The organism is Mycobacterium ulcerans subsp. shinshuense, from assembly GCF_002355775.1.
Classification (GTDB): domain Bacteria; phylum Actinomycetota; class Actinomycetes; order Mycobacteriales; family Mycobacteriaceae; genus Mycobacterium; species Mycobacterium marinum.
Map to the genome: position 1 here is coordinate 1970418 of NZ_AP017624.1, position 21331 is coordinate 1991748.

A 21331-nucleotide genomic window follows, 5' to 3' on the forward strand; every position below is an offset into this window, starting at 1 on the left:
CGCCTATGGCAAGGCAGCGCAGCCAGACAAAATCGGGACATGTAAGTAGCCCCTTGACGGTCGACATTGCACGACTCGGGCGCCGCCCCGGGTCGATGGTCACCGTGCACACCACTGTGGACAGCCCCTCACGCATCGGGCTGGACCTGATCGCGATCGACAAGGGTGCGCCGGTGGAGCTCGACCTGCGGGTGGAGTCGGTATCGGAGGGAGTGCTGGTGACAAGGACCGTCGCCGCGGACACCGTCGGTGAGTGCTCCCGCTGCCTTACTCCCGTCACCGGCAGCGTGCAGGTGCACCTGACCGAGCTATTCGCCTATCCCGACAGCACCACCGAGGGGACCACGGAGGAAGGCGAGGTCAGCCGCGTCGTCGACGAGAGGATCGACCTCGAGCAACCGATCATCGACGCCGTCGGTCTGGAACTGCCGTTGTCGCCGGTGTGCCGGCCCGATTGCTCGGGACTGTGCCCACAGTGCGGTGTCGCCTTGGATGCCGAGCCCGGTCATCACCATGACCAAATCGATCCGAGGTGGTCCAAGCTGGCCGACATGTTCACCCCCGACGGCCCCGAGGCGACGGGGCGGGGTGAGCGGTGAGCGTGTCACGGCAAGCGCTGCTCGACGCGGTGGGCGTCGAGCTGCCTGAGGAACTTGTCACGCTGGCGTTGACGCATCGCAGCTACGCCTATGAGAACGGCGGGTTGCCGACCAACGAGAGGCTGGAGTTTCTGGGCGACGCGGTGCTCGGGCTGACGATCACCGACGAACTCTTCCACCGGCACCCGGAACGCTCGGAAGGCGACCTGGCCAAACTGCGGGCCAGCGTGGTCAACACTCAGGCGCTGGCCGATGTGGCGCGCCACCTGTCTGACCACGGTCTGGGTGCCCACATGCTGTTGGGGCGGGGTGAGGCCAACACCGGTGGTGCCGATAAATCCAGCATCCTGGCCGACGGCATGGAATCGCTGCTGGGCGCGATATACCTGCACCACGGCATGGAGGTGGCGCGCGAGGCGATCCTGCGCATCTTCGGTCCGCTGCTCGACGCGGCACCCACGCTGGGCGCCGGATTGGATTGGAAGACCAGCCTGCAGGAGTTGACCGCCTCGCGCAGTCTGGGCGCCCCGTCCTATGCGGTGACATCCACCGGTCCGGATCATCACAAGGAGTTCACCGCGGTGGTCGTGGTGAACAACACCGAATACGGATCGGGTGTCGGGCGTTCCAAGAAGGAAGCCGAGCAGAAGGCGGCGGCCGCCGCCTACCAGGCACTCGAAGGTCTGGAAGTCCTCGACGGCGCCATGCCCGGCAATTCGTCGGCCTAGATGCCCGAGCTGCCCGAAGTCGAGGTGGTGCGGCGCGGCCTGCAGGACCACGTGGTGGGCAAGACGATGACCGCGGTGCGGGTCCACCACCCCCGTGCGGTGCGCCGCCACGAAGCCGGGCCGGCCGACCTGACGGCGCGGCTGCTCGGCGCGCGCATCAGCGGAACCGATCGGCGCGGCAAGTACCTGTGGTTGACGCTGGACGCTGGGGCGCCCACGACCGTGCGCGATGATCCGGACGCCGCGCTGGTGGTGCACCTGGGGATGAGTGGGCAGATGTTGCTGGGGGGTGTTCCACGCGCCGAGCACGTGCGGATCTCCGCCGTGCTCGATGACGGGACGGTGCTGAGCTTCGCCGACCAACGGACCTTCGGCGGGTGGCAGCTTGCCGACCTGGTGAGCGTCGACGGCAGCGTGGTACCGGCGCCGGTCGCGCACCTGGCGCGTGACCCGCTTGATCCGCTCTTCGACGTTGACTCCGTCATTAAAGTGTTGCGGGGCAAGCACTCTGAGATCAAACGCCAACTCCTCGACCAGCAGGTGGTCTCGGGAATCGGGAACATCTACGCGGATGAGGCGCTGTGGCGGGCCAAGGTGCATGGCGCCCGGGTGGCCGCCACGCTGACCCGTCGGCAACTGGGCGCGGTCTTGGATGCGGCCGCCGATGTGATGCGTGAGGCGCTGGCCAAGGGCGGTACCTCGTTTGATTCGCTGTATGTGAACGTCAACGGTCAGTCGGGTTACTTCGACCGATCGCTGGACGCCTACGGCCGCGAAGGAGAACACTGCCGGCGCTGTGGTGCGGTGATGCGTCGAGAAAAGTTCATGAACCGCTCGTCGTTCTACTGCCCGAGATGTCAGCCGCGGCCCCGCCGGTAGCCAGAGTTGAGTTCGTGGGGGGTGACCTGGCGCCGTCCGGGGGCGGTAGTGGTGTCCGGAGGCGGCACCGCAATTTAGTAGAAAGAAGCCATGACGCAACTGTGGGTCGAACGCACCGGTGCTCGCCGCTATACCGGACACAGCTCGCGGGGTGCGCAGGTACTCATCGGCTCGGAGGACGTCGATGGGGTGTTCACCCCGGGCGAGTTGATGAAGATTGCGCTTGCCGCGTGCAGCGGCATGTCCAGTGACCGGCCGCTGGCTCGTCGTCTCGGCGACGACTACCAAGCCGTGGTCAGGGTTTCCGGTGCCGGCGACCGCGATCAGGAACGCTATCCGCTGCTGGAGGAGACCCTGGAGCTGGACCTGTCGGGTTTGTCCGAAGAGGAGAAGGAGCTCGTGCGCGTGGTCGTCGACCGGGCCATCGACCTGGTCTGCACCGTGGGCCGCACGCTGAAGTCGGGCACCGTGGTCAACTTCGAGGTCGCCGATGTCGCGCCCGTGTCACAGCCGGATGTGCGGCTGACCGCATGGGTGCACGGTCACGTCCAGGGGGTTGGTTTCCGCTGGTGGACCCGCTGCCGGGCGCTGGAGCTGGGCCTGACCGGTTACGCCGCCAATCACGCTGACGGCCGGGTGATGGTGGTCGCCCAGGGTCCGCGCGACTCGGGTGTGCAGCTGCTGCAGCTGCTCGAGGGAGATACCACTCCCGGCCGGGTGGACAAGGTCGTCGCGGACTGGTCGCAACGGGTTGAACCGATCAGTGGGTTCAGCGAGCGATAGCCCGGGCGGCGAGACGCACCGCGACTGAGGGTGCGCGGGTCCGCCAGCTTGCGGGGGACCGGGTGGGGCGAATGCGCTGCTAGGTAGTCTGGCTGGTCGTGTACCTCAAGAGTCTGACGCTGAAGGGCTTCAAATCCTTCGCTGCGCCGACGACTCTGCGCTTCGAGCCGGGCATCACGGCCGTGGTCGGGCCCAACGGATCCGGCAAGTCCAATGTGGTGGATGCCCTGGCCTGGGTGATGGGGGAGCAGGGCGCCAAGACCCTGCGTGGCGGGAAGATGGAAGACGTCATTTTCGCCGGTACGTCGTCGCGGGCACCGCTGGGGCGCGCCGAAGTCACGGTCACGATCGACAATTCCGACAACGCCCTGCCGATCGAGTACACCGAGGTGTCGATCACCAGGCGCATGTTCCGCGATGGCGCCAGTGAGTACGAAATCAACGGCAGCAGTTGCCGGTTGATGGATGTCCAGGAACTGCTGAGCGACTCGGGCATCGGCCGTGAGATGCATGTGATCGTCGGTCAGGGCAAGCTGGACGAGATCCTGCAGTCGCGACCGGAGGACCGCCGCGCATTCATCGAAGAAGCCGCGGGTGTGCTCAAACATCGCAAGCGCAAGGAAAAGGCCTTGCGCAAACTCGACGCGATGTCGGCCAACCTGGCCCGGCTCACCGACCTGACCACCGAACTGCGTCGCCAGCTCAAGCCGTTGGGCCGACAGGCCGAGGTGGCCCGCCGTGCCCAGACCATTCAGGCCGATCTGCGCGATGCGAGGCTGCGGCTGGCCGCCGACGATGTGGTGAGCAGGCGCGCCGAGCGCGAAGCCATTTTCGAAGCCGAGGCGACGATGCGTCGCGAGCACGACGAGGCCGCTGCCCGCCTGACCGTCGCGGCCGAAGAGTTGGCCGCTCACGAGGCGGCGCTGGCCGAGCTCACGTCCAGGGCGGAGTCGGTTCAGCACACCTGGTTCGGGTTGTCGGCATTGGCCGAACGAGTGGGCACCACGGTGCGCATCGCCAACGAGCGTGCTCAGCATCTCGACGTCGAGCCGGTGACCAACAGCGACACCGACCCGGACGCGTTGGACGCAGAGGCCGAGCAGGTCGCGATCGCCGAACAACAGCTGCTGGTCGAGCTGGCCGAAGCCCGCGACCGGCTGGATGCCGCGCGCGCGGAGTTGGCCGACCGTGAGCATCGTGCCGCCGAGGCCGACCGCGCGCACCTGGCAGCGGTCCGCGCCGAGGCCGACCGCCGTGAGGGGTTGGCGCGCCTGGCCGGACAGGTGGAAACCATGCGGGCGCGCGTCGAATCGATCGACGACAGCGTTGCGCGGCTCTCCGAGCGCATCGAACATGCCGCCGCCCGGGCCCAGCAGACCCGCGCGGAGTTCGAGACCGTGCAGGCCCGCGTCGGCGAATTGGATCAGGGCGAGGTCGGCCTGGACGAGCAGCACGAACGCACGGTGGCGGCACTGCGGCTGGCTGAGCAGCGGCTCGCCGAACTGCAGGTCGCCGAACGTGACGCCGAGCGGCAGGTGGCGTCGCTGCGGGCCCGCATCGAGGCGCTGTCGGTGGGTCTGGACCGCAAAGACGGCGCGGCGTGGCTGGCCCGCAATCACAGCGACGCGGGGCTTTTCGGATCGGTTGCCCAGCTGGTCAAGGTGCGTTCGGGTTACGAGGCGGCAGTTGCCGCAGTGCTCGGGTCTGCGGCCGAGGCGCTGGCCGCCGACAGTTTCGGGGCAGCCCGCAGCGCGGTCACCGCGCTCAAGCAGGCCGACGGCGGCCGCGCCGCGCTGGTGCTGGGTGACTGGCCGGATGCCCACGACCACCGGGCGGCCGGTGGCCTGCCGTCCGGGACGCTGTGGGCGCTGGATTTGATCGAGGTGCCGTCGCGGTTACGGCCAGCGATGACGGCGATGCTCTCGGGCGTTGTCGTGGTCAACGACTTGTCCGAAGCGCTGGATCTGGTGCAGGCCCAACCTCAACTGCGTGCGGTCACCCTCGACGGTGATCTGGTGGGTGCCGGCTGGGTGAGCGGCGGTTCGGACCGCAAACCCAGCACGCTGGAGATCACATCGGAGATCGACAAGGCCCGTCGCGAGCTGGCCGCCGCGGAGGTGCGGGTGGCGGAACTCGGCGCGGCGCTCTCGGGCGCGTTGACCGATCAGACCTCCCGCCAGGATGCGGCCGAACAGGCCTTGGCGGCGCTCAACGAATCCGACACCGCCATTTCGGCGATGTATGAGCAACTGGGCCGCATCGGACAGGATGCGCGTGGGGCCGAGGAAGAGTGGACCAGGCTGCTGCGACAGCGTGAGGAATTAGAGGTTGGGCGAACGCAGACCCTCGAAGAGGTCCTCGAGCTGGAGAGCCGGCTGCGCAACGCTCAAGAGTCCCAGCACGTCCAGGCTGCCGAACCGGTCGACCGCCAGGAGATAGCGGCGGCTGCCGAGAGCGCGCGCGCCATTGAAGTGGAGGCCAGGCTCACCGTGCGGACCGCCGAGGAGCGTGCCAACGCGTTGCGCGGGCGGGCTGACTCGCTGCGCCGGGTCGCCGCGGCGGAACGCGAAGCCCGGGTGCGCGCCGAGCTTGCGCGGGCGGTTCGATTGCGCTCGGCGGCGGTGGCCGCGGCCGTCGCAGAATCCGGGCGGCTGTTGGCGTGGCGGTTGAACCGGGTGGTCGACGCGGCATCGCAGCTTCGTGACGAGTTGGCGGCCGAGCGGCAGCAGCGTTCAGCGGCGATGTCGGCGGTTCGCGAAGAAACCAGCTCGCTGAGCGCCCGAGTGGCCACACTGACTGATTCGCTGCACCGTGACGAGGTGGCAAATGCCCAGGCGGCGTTGCGAATTGAGCAAGTCGAACAGATGGTGCTCGAGCAGTTCGGGATGGCGCCCTCAGATCTGGTCGCCGAGTACGGCCCAGATGTTGCGCTGCCGCCCACCGAGCTGGAGATGGCCGAATTCGAACAGGCCCGCGAACGTGGCGAGCAGGTCGTCGCGCCGGCCCCGATGCCTTTTGATCGCGCCACCCAGCAGCGCCGCGCCAAACGCGCCGAGCGTGAACTGACGGAGCTGGGCAGGGTCAACCCGCTGGCCCTGGAAGAATTTGCTGCGCTAGAGGAGCGCTACAACTTCCTGTCCACCCAGCTCGAGGACGTCAAAGCGGCCCGCAAGGATTTGCTGGATGTGGTTGCCGACGTCGATGCCCGCATCCTGCAGGTGTTCAGCGACGCCTTCGTCGACGTGGAACGTGAGTTCCAGATCGTCTTCAGTTCGTTGTTCCCGGGGGGTGAGGGCCGGTTGCGGCTCACCGCGCCCGAGGACATGCTCACCACCGGCATCGAGGTGGAGGCCCGCCCGCCCGGCAAGAAGGTCTCCCGGCTGTCGTTGCTCTCCGGTGGTGAGAAGGCGCTGACCGCGGTGGCGATGCTGGTGGCGATCTTCCGGGCCCGTCCGTCGCCGTTCTACATCATGGACGAGGTGGAGGCGGCCCTCGATGACACGAACCTGCGCCGGTTGATCGGCCTGTTCGAGATGCTGCGGGACCGATCGCAGCTCATCATCATCACGCACCAGAAGCCGACGATGGAAGTCGCCGATGCGCTCTATGGGGTCACCATGCAGGGCGATGGCATCACCGCGGTGATCTCGCAGCGGATCCGCGGTCAGCAGGTCGATCGGCTGGTTGCCAACTCGTCGTAGCGTTCGGCTGAAACTGCTTCGGAAACTGCCTCGCGTCTAGCACTGGAAGGATTGTCAGCGTGTCGGAAGGTCTGTGGGTCGCGATCGCGGTCATTGCCGCATTGCTTGTCATCGTCGCGCTGGTTGTGGGTCTGTTGCGCTACCGCAGGCGCCGGATCAGCCTGGCGGCCCGGCCGGAGGTGGAGTCCAAAGACCGTTCGGGCGGCTACACGGCGTCCTCGGGCATCACCTTCAGCCAGACGCCAACGACCACCGAACCGGCCGATCGGATAGACACCAGCGGCCTGCCCGCGGTCGGCGACGACGCGACCATCCCGCGCGACGCCCCGAAACGCACCATCTCCGAGGTTCATCTACCAGAAATCGAGCCCGAACCCGAGACCCCCGCCCCGGTTGCCGCAGAACCGGTGGCGCCGCCGGTCGCACCTGAGACCCCCCAAGCGCCCGAAGTGCCTGAAGCGCCCGAAGCACCCGAAGCGCCCGAAGCGCCCGAGGTTGCCGAGGCCGAGGTCATCGAGCCGCCGGAAGGCCGCTTGGAGCGCCTGCGCGGACGCCTCGCCAAGTCGCAGAACGCGCTCGGGCGCAGTGTGCTGGGCCTGATCGGCGGCGGTGACCTGGACGAGGACTCCTGGCAGGACGTCGAAGACACCCTGTTGGTCGCCGACCTCGGACCGGTTGTCACCGAGGCGGTGGTGTCACAGTTGCGCAGCCGGCTGGCCAGCGGCAATGTCCGTAGCGAGGATGACGCCCGGGCGGTGCTGCGCGATGTTCTGATCAAGGCGCTGCAACCCGACATGGATCGTTCGATCCGCGCGTTGCCGCATCCGGACCATCCGTCGGTGCTGCTGGTGGTCGGCGTGAACGGAACCGGCAAAACCACCACGGTCGGCAAGCTGGCGCGGGTGCTGGTGGCCGATGGCCGGCGCGTGGTGCTGGGTGCGGCGGACACCTTCCGGGCGGCGGCGGCGGTCCAGCTGCAGACATGGGCGGCCCGGGTGGGCGCGGAGGTGGTCAGCGGGGCCGAGGGAGCCGATCCGGCATCGGTGGCCTTCGATGCCGTCGACAAGGGGGTTGCCGCGGGCGCCGACGTCGTCCTCATCGATACCGCCGGTCGGCTGCACACCAAGGTCGGCCTGATGGATGAGCTGGGCAAAGTGAAGCGTGTGGTGACCCGGCGCGCGGCCGTCGACGAGGTGTTGCTGGTGCTCGACGCCACCATCGGGCAGAACGGGCTGGCTCAGGCCAAGGTCTTTGCCGAGGTCGTCGACATCACCGGGGTGGTGCTGACAAAACTGGACGGAACAGCCAAGGGCGGCATTGTCTTTCGCGTTCAACAGGAACTCGGCGTGCCGGTGAAGCTGGTTGGGCTCGGCGAAGGCCCCGACGACCTGGCGCCGTTCGAACCCGCCGCGTTTGTCGACGCCCTGCTCGGCTGAAAGCTACTCCACAGCAAGTTTTACGTTAATCCTGATGAAACACGTCGGCACCATTGCTGCAACAACTACTGCGCATGGTTCTGGATCAGGTCACCAGTCAACAAATCTGGAGCCCTCCCAACGCTGACTGGAGGTGATAACGAGTGAGTGACTTCCCGATAATGGGCGTGCCCGACACCGGCGACACTGCCTGGATGCTGGCGAGTTCCGCGCTCGTGCTGCTGATGACGCCGGGGCTGGCGTTCTTCTATGGCGGCATGGTGCGCGCCAAGAGCGTGCTGAACATGATCATGATGAGCATCAGCGCGATGGGCGTTGTGACCGTGTTGTGGGTGCTCTACGGCTACTCGATCGCTTTCGGCAACGACATGGGCGGCGTCGCCGGAAACCCGACCGAATACCTGGGGTTGAAGGGGCTGATCGGGGGCAATGGGGCGCCCGCGGATCCCGCCACGCAGACCGCGGCGGTGGACATCCCGCTGGCCGGTTCGCTGCCCATGACGGTGTTTGTGGCATTCCAGCTGATGTTCGCCATCATCACGGTCGCACTGATCTCGGGGGCGGTGGCTGACCGGCTCAAGTTCGGCGCCTGGTTGCTGTTCGCCGGACTGTGGGCGACCTTCGTCTACTTCCCGGTCGCGCACTGGGTCTTCTCGTTCGACGGCGTCACCGCTGCCACCGGCGGCTGGATCGCCAACAAGCTGCACGCGATCGACTTCGCGGGGGGAACCGCGGTCCACATCAACGCCGGTGTGGCCGGCTTGGTGCTGGCGCTGGTGCTGGGCAAGCGCCGCGGTTGGCCCACGACGCTGTTCCGACCGCACAACCTGCCGTTCGTGATGCTCGGGGCGGGGCTGCTGTGGTTCGGCTGGTACGGGTTCAACGCCGGTTCGGCGACCAGCTCCAACGGCACCGCGGCCACGACGTTCGTCACCACCACCGTCGCTACGGCCGCGGCGATGCTCGCCTGGCTGCTCACCGAGCGAATCCGGGACGGCAAGGCGACCACGCTGGGTGCCGCCTCGGGCATTGTCGCCGGGTTGGTTGCCATCACCCCGTCGTGCTCTTCGGTCAACGTGCTGGGCGCGCTGGTGGTCGGCGCGGTAGCCGGGGTGCTGTGTGCGCTGGCGGTCGGATTGAAGTTCAGACTTGGATTCGACGACTCGCTCGACGTGGTCGGCGTGCACCTGGTCGGTGGTCTGGCCGGCACCTTGCTGGTGGGCCTGATGGCCGCCCCGGAGAGCCCGGCCATCAACGGAGTCGAGGGTGTCTCCAAGGGCCTGTTCTACGGCGGCGGCTTCGATCAGCTGGTACGACAAGCTGTCGGAGCCTCTAGCGTTCTCATCTATTCTGGTGTAGTCACGTTCATCCTTGCTTTGATCCTGAAGTACACCATCGGGTTGCGTCTGGGTCCGGAGCAGGAGTCCGCGGGCATCGACGAGGCTGAGCACGCCGAGAACGGCTACGACTTCGCGGTCGCTAGCGGTTCGGTTCTACCTCGTCCCGGCATCGTCGCGGATTCGCGTAACGGCCTAGAGGAGCGAGTAGGCGAGAAAGTGGAGGCGGAGCCGAAATGAAGCTGATCACAGCGATCGTAAAGCCGTTCACCCTCGACGACGTCAAGACCAGCCTCGAAGAAGCTGGAGTCTTGGGAATGACGGTCAGCGAGATCCAGGGCTATGGGCGGCAAAAGGGGCACACCGAGGTCTACCGGGGCGCCGAATATTCGGTGGACTTCGTGCCCAAGGTCCGAATCGAGGTCGTGGTCGACGACTCCATCGTGGACAAGGTCGTGGACAGCATCGTCCGGGCCGCGCGCACCGGAAAGATCGGCGACGGCAAGGTGTGGGTCAGCCCCGTGGACACCATCGTGCGAGTACGCACGGGTGAACGCGGACCTGACGCGCTGTGAGAATAGCCGCGCATTGCGCAACGAATCCGGATGGGCCGGCCGGGCGTGAGACAGCACCGGCCGGACCCGTCCGGGCTATCTGATTCGGAGGTCATGGAGCCGGGGAGTGTCCGCGCGGTAAGCGATTTGGCTGCCGCGCGGCGCCAGTTGTTGTCCGATGATCATCGCGACATGGATCCGGCCGAGTTGCGGCAGGCGTGGCTGGATCTGCATGAGTCCTGGCTGATCGTCAAGGCCGCGCAGATCGGGATCGCCGATGACAGCGGTTATGCGATCGTCGGGGTCGGCGGGCTCGGCCGGCGCGAGCTGCTGCCGTATTCGGACCTGGATCTGGTGCTGTTGCACGACGGCAAACCCGTCGAGGAACTGGGCGATGTCGCCGATGCGCTGTGGTATCCACTGTGGGACGCCAACATTCGGCTGGACCACAGTGTGCGCACCGTCTCGGATGCCCTGGGTGTGGCCGGTGCCGACATGGCGGCCGCGCTGGGCATGTTGGAAGCCCGCCACATCGTCGGGGACCAACAGCTCTCGGCGAGCTTGATCGACGGCGTACGCCGCCAGTGGCGCAGCGGAATCCGTTCGCGGATGAACGAACTCGTCGACATGACCCACGACCGTTGGCTGCGCTGCGGGCGCGTCGCCAACCGCGCCGAGCCCGATCTGAAGTCGGGTCGCGGTGGCCTGCGCGATGTCCAGTTGCTCGACGCGCTGGCGATCGCCCAGCTCATCGATCGCCACGGCCTGGTCACGCCCGACATGCCGGTGGGTTCACTGGATGCCGCATACCTCACCCTGCTCAATGTGCGTACCGAGTTGCACCGGGTCTCCGGCCGTGGCCGCGACCTGCTGTTGGCTCAACATGCCGACGACATCAGCGCGGCGCTGCATTTCGGTGATCGGTTCGACCTGGCCCGAATGCTGTCCAGTGCTGGCCGCACCATCGCCTACCACGCCGAAAGCGGGCTGCGGACCGCCTGCAATGCCCTGCCCCGGCGCGGCATCTCAGCCCTGCGGCGGCGCCCCAAGCGGCGCCCGCTGGACGAGGGCGTGGTCGAATGTGCCAACGAAATCGTGCTGGCCCGCGATGCCCAACCCGAACAAGATGCCGGTCTGGTGCTGCGGATGGCCGCCGCGGCGGCCCACGCCGGGTTGCCGATCGGTGCCGCCACGCTGCGCCGGTTGGCCGACAGCGCTGCGGAATTGCCGACGCCGTGGCCCCGAGAGGTCCTCGACGACCTGCTGGTGGTGCTGCTGGCCGGTCCTACCGCGGTGGTGACCATCGAAGCGCTCGATCGCACCGGGCTATGGGGGCGCCTGTTGCCGGAGTGGGGTGCGATCCGAGACCTGCCGCCGCGCGACGTGGCCCACAAATGGACGGTGGATCGCCATCTGATCGAGACCGCCGTGCAGGCGGCGCCGCTCACCACGCAGGTGGCCAGGCCCGACCTGCTTGCGCTCGGCGCGCTGTTGCACGACATCGGCAAGGGCAGGGGAGCCGATCACAGCGTGCTCGGCGCCGAGATGGTCGTGGCGATCGGCCAGCGGCTGGGCATTTCCGCCCCCGACATCGATCTGCTGTCCAAGCTGGTCCGCCACCACTTGTTGCTACCGGTCGTGGCCACCCGATGCGACCTGAATGACCCCAGCACCATCACGCGGGTGTCGGAGGCCCTGGGCGGGGATCCGCAATTGCTCGAGGTGCTGCGTGCGCTGACCGAAGCGGACTCGAAGGCGACCGGTCCGGGTGTGTGGAGTGACTGGAAGGCGTCGCTGGTCGACGACCTGGTGTCGCGCTGCCGCTTGGCGATGGCGGGCGAACCGCTGCCGCGTGCCGATCCCGAAGCACCACACTATGTTTCGCTGTCGGTCGACCACGGAGTGCACGTGGAGATCGCGCCCGGCGAGAGTGCTCGCATGTACCAGGTGGTGATGGCCGCTTCGAACAAGCCCGGGTTGGTGTCCAAGGCGGCGGCGGTGTTGGCGCTGAATTCGCTGGGTGTGCATTCGGCGTGGGTGAACAGCCACGAGGGCGTCGCGATCACCCAATTCGTGGTGTCCCCGCTTTTCGGCACCCCGGCCGCCGCCGACCTGTTGCGTCAGCAGTTCGTCGGCGCGCTCAGCGGCGACATCGACGCCCTCGCCATGGTGGAAAAGCGGGACAGCGAGGCCACCAGCAACGCGTCCCAGCGAGCCGGCGAGGTGGTCGCGGGGGTGCCGGTCACGCGTTCGACCGCGCCGCCGCGCATCCTTTGGCTCGACTCCGCCGCCCCCGATCAGCTGGTGCTCGAAGTTCGTTCGATGGACCGGCCGGGACTGCTCGCGCTGCTGACGCGCGCGCTGGAACGGGCGGGCGCAGACATCGTCTGGGCCAAGGTGAACACGTTCGGTTCGACCGCCGCAGACGTGTTCTGCGTGACGGTTTCGGCCGGGCTCGACGAGCCCCAAGCACGGGCCGCGATGGAGCAGCAGCTCTCGGCCGTGCTGGGTGGGTCCGCGGACGTGCTGCTCGACGAGCCCGTCGGCGACTAGCCGTGCGAACCGGGGGCCGGCCGGCCTCACCCATGTTCGGCGTTGAGTTGGCGCACCGCGTCAATGCGCGCCTTGAGCTGGTCGCGGGTTGCCGCGGCGATCGGTGGTCCACCGCAGCGCCGCCGCAGTTCGTTGTGGATCCATCCGTGCGGCTTGCCGGTCCGGTGGTGGGCTATCGACACGAGGGTGTTGAGCTCGCGGCGCAGCTCGCGGATCTGGCCGTGGGTGGTGGCCGGCTCGGCCAGCGTCCCGACTTGTGTGACCCCTTGTTGCAGCTGGGCCCGCTTCTGCAGTTGTTCGTCTTGGCGACGGTGTAGCAAGGCGCGCATCTGATCGGCATCCAGCAGGCCGGGGATGCCCAGATAATCGGCTTCCTCGTCGCTGCCCGCCGGGGTGGCGGTCCCGAACGAGGAGCCGTCGAAGATGACCTGATCGAGTTCGGCGTCGGCTCCTAGCGAGGTGAAGCCCTTCTCGAGATCGCCCTGCTCGTCTTGTGTCTTGGTGGCCGGATCGCCGTCGAGCGGATCATCGAGGGATTCGCGATGCGGTTTGCCCAGCACGTGGTTGCGCTGGGCCTCGAGTTCGCTGGCCAACTGCAACAGGTTGGGCACCGAGGGCAGGAAAATGCTCGCGGTTTCGCCCGGTCGGCGGGACCGGACGAATCTGCCGATGGCCTGCGCGAAGAACAACGGTGTCGAAGCGCTGGTGGCGTAGATCCCCACGGACAGGCGGGGCACGTCGACGCCTTCGGACACCATGCGCACCGCGACCAGCCAGCGGCTGGTGCCGTTGGAGAATTCCGTGATCCGTTCCGATGATCCGGGGTCGTCGGAGAGCACGACCGTGGGTGTTTCCCCGGTCATCTTCTGCAGCAACGCGGCGTAGGCGCGGGCGGCGGTGCGGTCGGAGGCGATGATCATGCCCCCGGCATCGGGCACGTGCTCGCGCAACTGACGCAGTCGCCGGTCCGCGGCCGCGATCACCGCGGGCATCCATTCGCCGGCCGGATCCAGCGCCGTGCGCCACGCCCGTGCGGTCTGTTCGGCCGACAGCGGCTCGCCCAGTCGCGCCTCGTGCTCTTCGCCCGCGCTATCGCGCCAGCGGGCCTGCCCGGAGTAGGCGAGGAACACCACCGGCCGGACCACGCCGTCGGCAAGGGCCTCCGCGTAGCCGTAGGTGTGGTCGGCCTGGGAGCGCAACACACCTTTCCCGTCGGGCTCATAGTTGACGAACGGGATGGGGGAGTCGTCGCTGCGGAAGGGCGTCCCGGTCAGCGCGAGCCGGCGCGACGCGTCGCTGAACGCCTCCCGGATCGCGTCGCCCCAGGTCTTGGCATCGCCGCCGTGGTGGATCTCATCGAAGATGACCAGGGTCTTGCGCTGCTCGGTGCGCACCCGGTGCAGCGTCGGATGCGCTGCGACCTGGGCATAGGTGACCACCACACCGTGATACTCGGCCGAAGTCTGGGCGTTGGAGTTGCTGAACTTCGGGTCCAGCGAGAGGCCCAGCCGAGCGCCCGCCTGCGCCCACTGGGTCTTGAGATGCTCGGTGGGCACCACCACCGTGATCTGCTCTGCGGCCCGCTGACCAAGCGCTTCGGCCGCGATCCGCAGGGCGAATGCCGTCTTGCCGGACCCGGGGGTGGCCACCGCCAGGAAATCACGCGGCTGGGTGCCCAGGTACTTCACCAGTGCCCTGCGCTGCCAGCTGCGCAGCGGTCGAGTGCCCTCGATGATGGGTTCGGCGGGGCTTACCGACTGCATCGACCTTGCTCCCCCCGTAGCTGTTCGGCCGCGCCTGGCGTTCACCAATCGAGCCACTGCCAAGCCCCGGATCCGCGGCGTCGCTGCCGCGCGGTGCCCTCGCGGCGCAGCTCACGACGGTCTTCATCGGCCGGTCGACGACTTGGCGAGTGTGAAATCTAGCATGACAACACATTTCGGCACGTGCACGACACCGGTCGGTGCGGTGCTGGGAGCTACCCGGACGCTCGGTGGCGGCTTGCCGGCGCGGTGAATCCGCCGGTGTCGTCGAAGAACGCCCACTGGCCGCCGTCGTTGACCTCCAACCGCCAGCCCAGCCGGGAACTGCCCGCAACCGAGCCGGTGAACCACGTGTGTGCGTCCTCGGCGCTGTCGCAGTTCTTCGTCGCGACGATCGCGCCGTGCGGGTCGATAACTCGGAACGCAACCATGGGGCTTGGTTAGCCCTTCCGGCGGGCTTTCAATCGCGGCGGGAGGTCGCGCTGTGGCACGGCGGGATTTGTCGCGCCGGCGAGCGGACCAAGGGCCACGACGGTGCCGCACCATGATTACGCATTAGGCTGGCGGTCGTGTTTGAATCGCTGTCCGACCGGTTGACCGGTGCCCTGCAGGGGCTGCGCGGCAAGGGCCGCCTCACCGACGCCGATATCGATGCCACTGCCCGTGAGATCCGGCTGGCCCTGCTCGAGGCCGACGTTTCGTTGCCGGTGGTTCGGGCTTTTGTCCACCGGATCAAAGAACGCGCCCGTGGGGCCGTGGTATCCGGAGCCCTCAACCCGGCGCAACAGGTTGTCAAGATCGTCAACGAGGAGCTTGTCGGCATCCTCGGCGGCCAGACGCGCGAGTTGGTTTTCGCCAAGACACCGCCGACCGTGGTGATGCTGGCCGGTCTGCAGGGGTCCGGCAAGACGACGCTGGCCGGCAAGTTGGCCGCACGTCTTCGCGGCCAAGGCCACACGCCGCTGCTGGTGGCGTGTGACCTGCAGCGACCGGCCGCAGTGAACCAGCTGCAGGTGGTCGGCCAGCGGGCCGGGGTGCCGGTATTCGCGCCGCATCCGGGCGCCTCGCCCGAATCCAGCCCCGGCGACCCGGTAGCCGTCGCCGCGGCGGGGCTGGCCGAAGCCCAGGCCAAGCATTTCGACGTCGTCATCGTGGACACCGCCGGCCGGTTGGGCATCGACGAGGAGTTGATGACCCAGGCCTCGGCCATCCGCAAGGCCATCAACCCCGACGAGGTGCTGTTCGTCCTGGACGCGATGATCGGCCAGGACGCCGTGGCCACCGCCCAGGCATTCGGGGAAGGGGTCGGCTTCACTGGGGTGGCGCTGACCAAGCTCGACGGCGATGCCCGCGGTGGTGCCGCGTTGTCGGTCCGCGAAGTGACCGGCGTTCCGATCCTTTTCGCGTCAACCGGGGAGAAGCTCGAGGACTTCGACGTCTTCCACCCGGACCGCATGGCCAGTCGCATCCTGGGCATGGGCGACGTGTTGAGCCTGATCGAACAGGCCGAACAGGTCTTTGACGCCGAGCAGGCCGAACAAGCCGCCGCCAAGATCGGCGCCGGCGAACTGACCCTGGAAGACTTCCTCGAGCAGATGCTCGCGGTGCGCAAGATGGGCCCGATCGGCAACCTGCTGGGCATGCTGCCCGGTGGTGCGCAGATGAAGGATGCGCTGGCCGAGGTCGACGACAAGCACCTGGATCGGATCCAGGCCATCATCCGCGGTATGACACCCGAAGAACGGGCCGACCCCAAAATCATCAATGCGTCGCGGCGGCTGCGTATCGCCAACGGCTCCGGTGTATCGGTGTCGGAGGTCAACCAGCTGGTCGACCGCTTCTTCGAAGCTCGCAAGATGATGTCGTCGATGCTCGGCGGCATGGGCATCCCCGGCATGGGGCGCAAGTCCGCGACCCGAAAAAGCAAGGGTGCAAAAGGCAAGGCCGGCAAGAAGGGCAAGAAGGGGGGCGCCCGCGGTCCGACTCCGCCGAAGGTGAAAAGTCCCTTCGGCATGCCGGGCATGCCGGGTATGCCGGGTATGCCGGCCGGATTCCCGGATCTGTCGCAGATGCCCGAAGGGCTCGATGAGCTGCCGCCCGGCCTGGCCGACTTCGACCTGTCCAAGCTGAATTTCCCGGGCAAGAAGTAGTCCGCCGTGCGACTGCACGTGCGGGGGCGGGGGCTGCCCGACGAGACTGCGGTCGAGCTGTGGATCGTCGACGGCCACATCAGCACGGAGCCGGTCAGCGGCGCCGACACGGTCTTCGACGGCGGCTGGATTCTGCCCGGGCTGGTCGACGCGCATTGCCACGTTGGGCTGGGCCACCAAGGTGCCATCGAGCTTGACCAGGCCATCGCCCAAGCCGAAGCCGAACGCGACGCGGGGGCGCTGCTGCTGCGCGATTGCGGGGCACCCACCGACACCCGCCCCCTCGACGACCGCGAAGACCTGCCGCGAATCATCCGCGCGGGCCGCCATCTGGCCAGACCGAAACGCTACATTCCGGGATTCGCGCCAGAACTCGAAGACGAATCCGAGTTGCCCGCCGCGGTGGCCGCCCAAGCCCGCCGCGGCGACGGCTGGATCAAGCTGGTCGGGGACTGGATCGACCGCCAAATCGGCGATCTCGCCCCGCTGTGGTCCGACGAGGTACTCAAAGCCGCCATCGACGCGGCACACGCCAACGGTGCCAGGGTCACCGCGCACGTTTTCGGAGAGGATGCGCTGCCCGGATTGATCAACGCCGGGATTGACTGCATCGAGCACGGCACCGGCCTGACCGACGACACGATTTCGCTCATGCGCGACCACGGGACCGCTCTGGTCCCCACGCTGATCAACGTCGAGAACTTTCCCGGCATCGCCGATTCCGCCGTCCGCTATCCGACCTACGCCGCCCACATGCGCGACCTGTATGCGAGCACCTACCCGCGGGTCGCGGCGGCGCGCGAGGCGGGGATTGCGATCTACGCCGGCACCGACGCGGGCGGCACGATCCAACACGGGCGGATCGCCGACGAGGTCGAAGCCCTCAAGAAGATCGGAATGAGCGCCACCGAGGCGCTGGGTGCCGCGTGCTGGGAGGCGCGGCGCTGGCTGGGCCGGCCCACGGTAGAGCACGGGGTATCGGCGGACCTGGTGTGCTTTTCCGAAGACCCCCGTCGGGGTGCCGCAATACTTAACCGGCCGGATTTGGTGATCCTGCGCGGCCGGACCTATCGCCCCAACCAACTAGGTCACCGCTAGCTCAGCGGCGGTCGTGCGCGGCTACTCGCGCCTGGCTACTATCGCGAAATGGCGTTGGACAACGGTGCGGTCTATGCCGGCTACACCGTGTTCGCAGGTTGCGCGCGGACGCGACCGGTGAGAGCTATCTGGTTAGCGAACCCGGCTTTCCGGGCTGGCAGGTGCTCGAGATCCTTCCGCAGTCGTGGTCGTCGGATGACGCATTCCGCCGGCGATTCGAGCGCGACAGCGCGATCGCGGCCAGGCTCTATCACCCGCACATCGTGGAGGTTCGCGCCCACGGCGAGCTGGACGGCAGGCTGTGGATCGCGATGGACTACATCGAGGGCATCGATGTCGGGCAACTGATGCGCGATCGGTTTCCCGCGGTCTTGCCGGTCGGCGAGGTACTCGAGATCGTGGCTCCGGTTGCCGACGCCCTCGACTATGCCCATCAACGCGGGCTCGTCCACGGCGACGTCAAACCCGCCGACATCGTGATGACGAATGCGGGGGAGGGCCAACCCCGGATCCTGTTGAAAGGCTTCGGCATAGCCGCTCCCCACGGCGCGCCGGGCGACGCGACCGGATTTGTGGCGCCCGAACAACTCACCGGCGCCGAGGCCGACGGGCGCTCCGACCAGTATGCGTTGGCGGCCACCGCCATGATCCTGCTCACCGGCGCGGCCCCGGGTGGCGGTTCCCCATCCGCGGCGCCCAAACTCAGCGACCTGCGTCCCGACCTGGCACGGCTGGATGCGCTGTTCGCCAGAGCGCTGGCAACCGAGCCGGCCGGCCGCTTCCGGACCTGCCACGAGCTAGCGGATGCGCTGCGCGATGAGGTCGGGGGCAGTTTCGGCGCTGCCGGCCGGGACGACATGGAGGTGGGCGCGTCCTGGGACCTCTCTCCGGAGGCCGGGGCCACCGGTGCGAGCCAGGACCGCGAGGTCCTTGACTACCCGGCCTACGGCTGGCCGGCGGTCGCACCGCCGCAGCCCCCGGTCCACCCCGGACCCATGCCGATGGTTCCCCAGCCGCCCGCCACCCTGCTGCAGGCGGTGGCAGCGTCGCTGGCACGGCGGCTCAACGAATTCTCCGCGGCGGGCCGTGAACCGCGCAAGCGCAGGCTACGGCGCATTCTCATCGGGTCGGTGGTCGCGATCCTGTTGGTGGGCATGCTGGCCGTCGCCATCCCGAGCCTGCGTGAGATAACCAGCAGCCCACCTCCAGCAGCGGCCCCCGCAATCAGTTCACCGCCCGCGCCCAGCACGTCGGCCACCAGCCCCCAGGCCGCCACCCCGGAGCCCCTGGACGGCACCTACAGCATCGGAATTCAACGCGCCAAGCAGCTCTACAACGGCAGACCCAGCCCACAGCCGCCCAATGTGACCACCTGGTGGGCCATCCAATCCTCGTGCATACCGACGGGGTGCCTCGCGGCTGCCGCCATGCTCGACGGCTACGGTCATGGGCAGGCCAAGAAGGGGATTCCCCCCATCATCATGGAGTTTTCCGAAGGTCAGTGGCGATCGCGGCCCGATACGGTGCGGTTTGCCTGCATCGGGCCCAATGGCGAGGCGAACACCCAGACCACAGTGCAGGTGCTGACGCTGCGCCCGCAATCCACGGGTGACCTCGTCGGTGCTCTGGTGGTCACCGTGGAAACCAATGAGTGCGGCCAACAATCGGCCGTGATCCGGATCCCCGCGGTGGCTAGCCGCAGTGGCGATATTCCGCCTGGGATCAAGGTGCCCAACCCGGTGACGATCCCCAAAGCCCCTCAGGCGCCTGCCACGTCCGAGTCCCCGTCCGAGACGCCAACGGTCACCCCGACCACCCCGACCACTGCGCCGTCGGGCCCCGGCCGCTGATCGATAACTGCCCAGCACAAATGGGGGAGGAGCGCGAATCCAAAAAAGATTGCGAGTGATCGCTATCTATGTTAGATTGTCTGCAACCCGCAATCCGGAGGAACTGTGACCTACGACGTGATCATCCGTGACGGACTCTGGTTCGACGGAACCGGCAGCGCGCCGCAAACCCGCACGCTCGGAATCCGCGACGGCATGGTGGCGACGGTGTCGGCAGGCCCGCTGGATGAGACCGGGTGCGCCCAGGTCATCGACGCGGCCGGGAAGTGGGTCATGCCCGGCTTCATCGACGTGCACACCCACTACGACGCCGAGGTGCTACTCGATCCCGGGCTGCGCGAGTCGGTGCGCCACGGTGTCACCACGGTGTTGCTCGGAAACTGCTCCCTGTCGACGGTCTACGCGGGCGCCGAAGATGCCGCCGACCTGTTCAGTCGGGTCGAGGCGGTGCCGCGCCAGTTCGTCTTGGGTGCCTTGTCCGCCGCCAAGAGCGAACGCGCATGGTCGAACGCGGCCGAATACATCACGGCCATCGACTCCCTGCCGTTTGGGCCGAATGTGAGCTCACTGCTTGGTCATTCGGACCTGCGAGCCACCGTCCTCGGGCTCGAACGCGCCACCGACGCGAGCGTGCGGCCCAGCGAAGCCGAGCTGGGGCGCATGGCCACGCTGCTCGATGAGGCACTAGATGCCGGGATGCTCGGCATGTCCGGGATGGACTCGGCGATCGACAAGCTCGACGGTGAGCGCTTCCGGTTGCGCGCGCTGCCGTCGACCTTCGCGACGTGGCGGGAACGGCGCCGGCTGATCAAAGTTTTGCGCAAGCGCGGGCGAATCCTGCAGAGCGCACCCAACGTCGACAAGCCCGCTGCGGCGCTGCTGTTCTTCCTGGCCAGCAGTCGGATCCTGAACCGCCGCAAGGGAGTTCGGATGAGCTTGCTGGTCTCTGCCGACTCCAAGTCAATGCCGATGGCGGTGCACACGTTCGGATTGGGTGCCCGGCTGCTGAACAAGCTGTTGGCCGCCAGCGTCCGATTCCAGCACCTGCCGGTGCCGTTCGAGCTCTACTCCGACGGAATCGACGTGCCGGTCTTCGAGGAGTTCGGCGCCGGCACCGCGGCGTTGCACCTTCGCGAACAAGTGCAGCGCAACCAGTTGTTGGCCGACGAGTCCTACCGTCGCGAGTTTCGGCGTGAATTCGACCGCACCAAACTCGGACCGTCCTTGTGGCACAAAGACTTTCACGACGCAGTGATCGTCGAGTGCCCCGACGAGTCGTTGATCGGCAAGAGCTTCGGGGCCATCGCAGACGAGCGCGGGCTGCATCCACTCGATGCGTTCCTCGACGTGCTCGTCGAAAACGGCGAACGCAACGTGCGCTGGACGACCGTCGTCGCCAACCACCGTCCCAAACAGCTCAACAAGCTGGCCGCCGAGCCCGGCGTTCACATGGGCTTCTCCGACGCCGGCGCGCACCTGCGCAACATGGCCTTCTACAACTTCCCCTTGCGGTTGCTCAAGCGAACCTGGGACGCCGAGCGGGCCGGAAAGCCGTTCCTGTCCCTGCAGCAGGCGGTGTATCGCCTGACCGGTGAACTGGCCGAGTGGTTTGGCGTCGATGCCGGCACGTTGCGCGAGGGTGACCGCGCGGACTTCGTGGTGATCGACCCGGCCCACCTCGACGAATCGGTAGACGGCTATCACGAGGCGCAGGTGCCGTTCTATGGCGGCCTGTCGCGCATGGTCAATCGCAACGACGCGACCGTGATCGCCACCGGTGTGGCCGGTGTCGTGGTGTTCGGCACCGGCCAGTTCCGGGACGGCTATGGTCAAACGGTGCGGTCGGGCCGGTACCTGAGGGCGGGGCAGCGATACACGGCAGCTAGCGTCAGCGCCTGAG

The 21331-nt window shown here is 67.5% G+C and carries 14 protein-coding genes and 2 pseudogenes; 14 read left to right on the top strand and 2 right to left on the bottom strand.

Translation table 11 applies throughout. From position 1 onward, the window contains the following. Window positions 1-5 precede the first annotated feature (5 nt). The 10 genes and pseudogenes from SHTP_RS08915 (at window position 6) to SHTP_RS08955 (ending at window position 12570) form a co-directional block, all read left to right on the top strand. Complete coding sequence (locus tag SHTP_RS08915; protein ID WP_096370370.1) at window positions 6-599, top strand: YceD family protein; 594 nt, start codon at window positions 6-8, stop codon at window positions 597-599. After that, a complete protein-coding gene (gene rnc / locus SHTP_RS08920) occupies window positions 596-1327 on the top strand; it encodes a ribonuclease III (RefSeq protein WP_011740085.1) in 732 nt (243 codons plus the stop codon). Before SHTP_RS08915 ends, rnc begins: the two co-directional genes overlap by 4 nt. Next, window positions 1328-2206 carry a DNA-formamidopyrimidine glycosylase gene (gene mutM, locus SHTP_RS08925; protein WP_096370371.1) on the top strand — a complete coding sequence of 293 codons (879 nt, stop codon included), beginning with the start codon at window positions 1328-1330 and terminating at the stop codon, window positions 2204-2206. It abuts the gene before it with no gap. Between the two features lie 90 nt (window positions 2207-2296). Beyond that, window positions 2297-2701: pseudogene (locus SHTP_RS28740) on the top strand (OsmC family protein); the annotation flags it as partial. A 6-nt stretch (window positions 2702-2707) separates the two neighbouring features. Further along, entirely contained in the window at window positions 2708-2989 is a 282-nt protein-coding gene (locus SHTP_RS28745; RefSeq protein WP_231991593.1) for an acylphosphatase, read from the top strand. A 98-nt stretch (window positions 2990-3087) separates the two neighbouring features. Further along, window positions 3088-6690: a chromosome segregation protein SMC gene (gene smc / locus SHTP_RS08935; protein WP_096370373.1), complete on the top strand. Its 3603-nt coding sequence runs from the start codon at window positions 3088-3090 to the stop codon at window positions 6688-6690. Window positions 6691-6749: 59 nt separating this feature from the next. Next, the gene (ftsY, locus tag SHTP_RS08940) at window positions 6750-8126 is read left to right on the top strand and encodes a signal recognition particle-docking protein FtsY (RefSeq protein ID WP_015355175.1); all 1377 of its coding nucleotides are present in this window, start codon (window positions 6750-6752) and stop codon (window positions 8124-8126) included. Window positions 8127-8269: 143 nt separating this feature from the next. Further along, window positions 8270-9703 (top strand): ammonium transporter, encoded by a 1434-nt coding sequence (locus tag SHTP_RS08945; protein WP_096370374.1) that lies wholly within the window; start codon window positions 8270-8272, stop codon window positions 9701-9703. Further along, complete coding sequence (gene glnB / locus SHTP_RS08950; RefSeq protein ID WP_012393592.1) at window positions 9700-10038, top strand: nitrogen regulatory protein P-II; 339 nt, start codon at window positions 9700-9702, stop codon at window positions 10036-10038. The genes SHTP_RS08945 and glnB overlap by 4 nt, the downstream gene beginning before the upstream one ends. A gap of 93 nt (window positions 10039-10131) precedes the next feature. Then, entirely contained in the window at window positions 10132-12570 is a 2439-nt protein-coding gene (locus tag SHTP_RS08955) for a [protein-PII] uridylyltransferase (RefSeq protein WP_096370375.1), read from the top strand. 26 nt (window positions 12571-12596) lie between these two features. Here the strand turns inward: SHTP_RS08955 and SHTP_RS08960 are convergent, their stop codons facing one another. Next, a complete protein-coding gene (locus SHTP_RS08960) occupies window positions 12597-14333 on the bottom strand; it encodes a DEAD/DEAH box helicase (protein ID WP_096370376.1) in 1737 nt (578 codons plus the stop codon). Window positions 14334-14548: 215 nt separating this feature from the next. Further along, the gene (locus SHTP_RS08965; protein WP_011740092.1) at window positions 14549-14764 is read right to left on the bottom strand and encodes a hypothetical protein; all 216 of its coding nucleotides are present in this window, start codon (window positions 14762-14764) and stop codon (window positions 14549-14551) included. A 138-nt stretch (window positions 14765-14902) separates the two neighbouring features. Between SHTP_RS08965 and ffh the strand changes: the two genes are divergently transcribed. From ffh to SHTP_RS08985, 4 genes and pseudogenes are all read left to right on the top strand, one after another. After that, complete coding sequence (gene ffh / locus SHTP_RS08970; protein ID WP_096370377.1) at window positions 14903-16483, top strand: signal recognition particle protein; 1581 nt, start codon at window positions 14903-14905, stop codon at window positions 16481-16483. Between the two features lie 6 nt (window positions 16484-16489). After that, complete coding sequence (locus SHTP_RS08975; RefSeq protein ID WP_096370378.1) at window positions 16490-17581, top strand: metal-dependent hydrolase family protein; 1092 nt, start codon at window positions 16490-16492, stop codon at window positions 17579-17581. 48 nt (window positions 17582-17629) lie between these two features. After that, window positions 17630-19431: pseudogene (locus SHTP_RS08980) on the top strand (serine/threonine-protein kinase). A 75-nt stretch (window positions 19432-19506) separates the two neighbouring features. Next, window positions 19507-21330 (top strand): N-acyl-D-amino-acid deacylase family protein, encoded by a 1824-nt coding sequence (locus tag SHTP_RS08985; protein WP_096370379.1) that lies wholly within the window; start codon window positions 19507-19509, stop codon window positions 21328-21330. Window position 21331: the final 1 nt, after the last annotated feature.

Excerpts from the sequence above, each read along its gene's own strand:
- SHTP_RS08965 (WP_011740092.1), bottom strand. The coding sequence starts at position 14,764 with ATGGTTGCGTTCCGAGTTATCGACCCGCACGGCGCGATCGTCGCGACG.
- SHTP_RS08955 (WP_096370375.1), top strand. The coding sequence starts at position 10,132 with ATGGAGCCGGGGAGTGTCCGCGCGGTAAGCGATTTGGCTGCCGCGCGG.
- mutM (WP_096370371.1), top strand. The coding sequence starts at position 1,328 with ATGCCCGAGCTGCCCGAAGTCGAGGTGGTGCGGCGCGGCCTGCAGGAC.
- glnB (WP_012393592.1), top strand. The coding sequence starts at position 9,700 with ATGAAGCTGATCACAGCGATCGTAAAGCCGTTCACCCTCGACGACGTC.
- SHTP_RS08915 (WP_096370370.1), top strand. The coding sequence starts at position 6 with ATGGCAAGGCAGCGCAGCCAGACAAAATCGGGACATGTAAGTAGCCCC.
- SHTP_RS08960 (WP_096370376.1), bottom strand. The coding sequence starts at position 14,333 with ATGCAGTCGGTAAGCCCCGCCGAACCCATCATCGAGGGCACTCGACCG.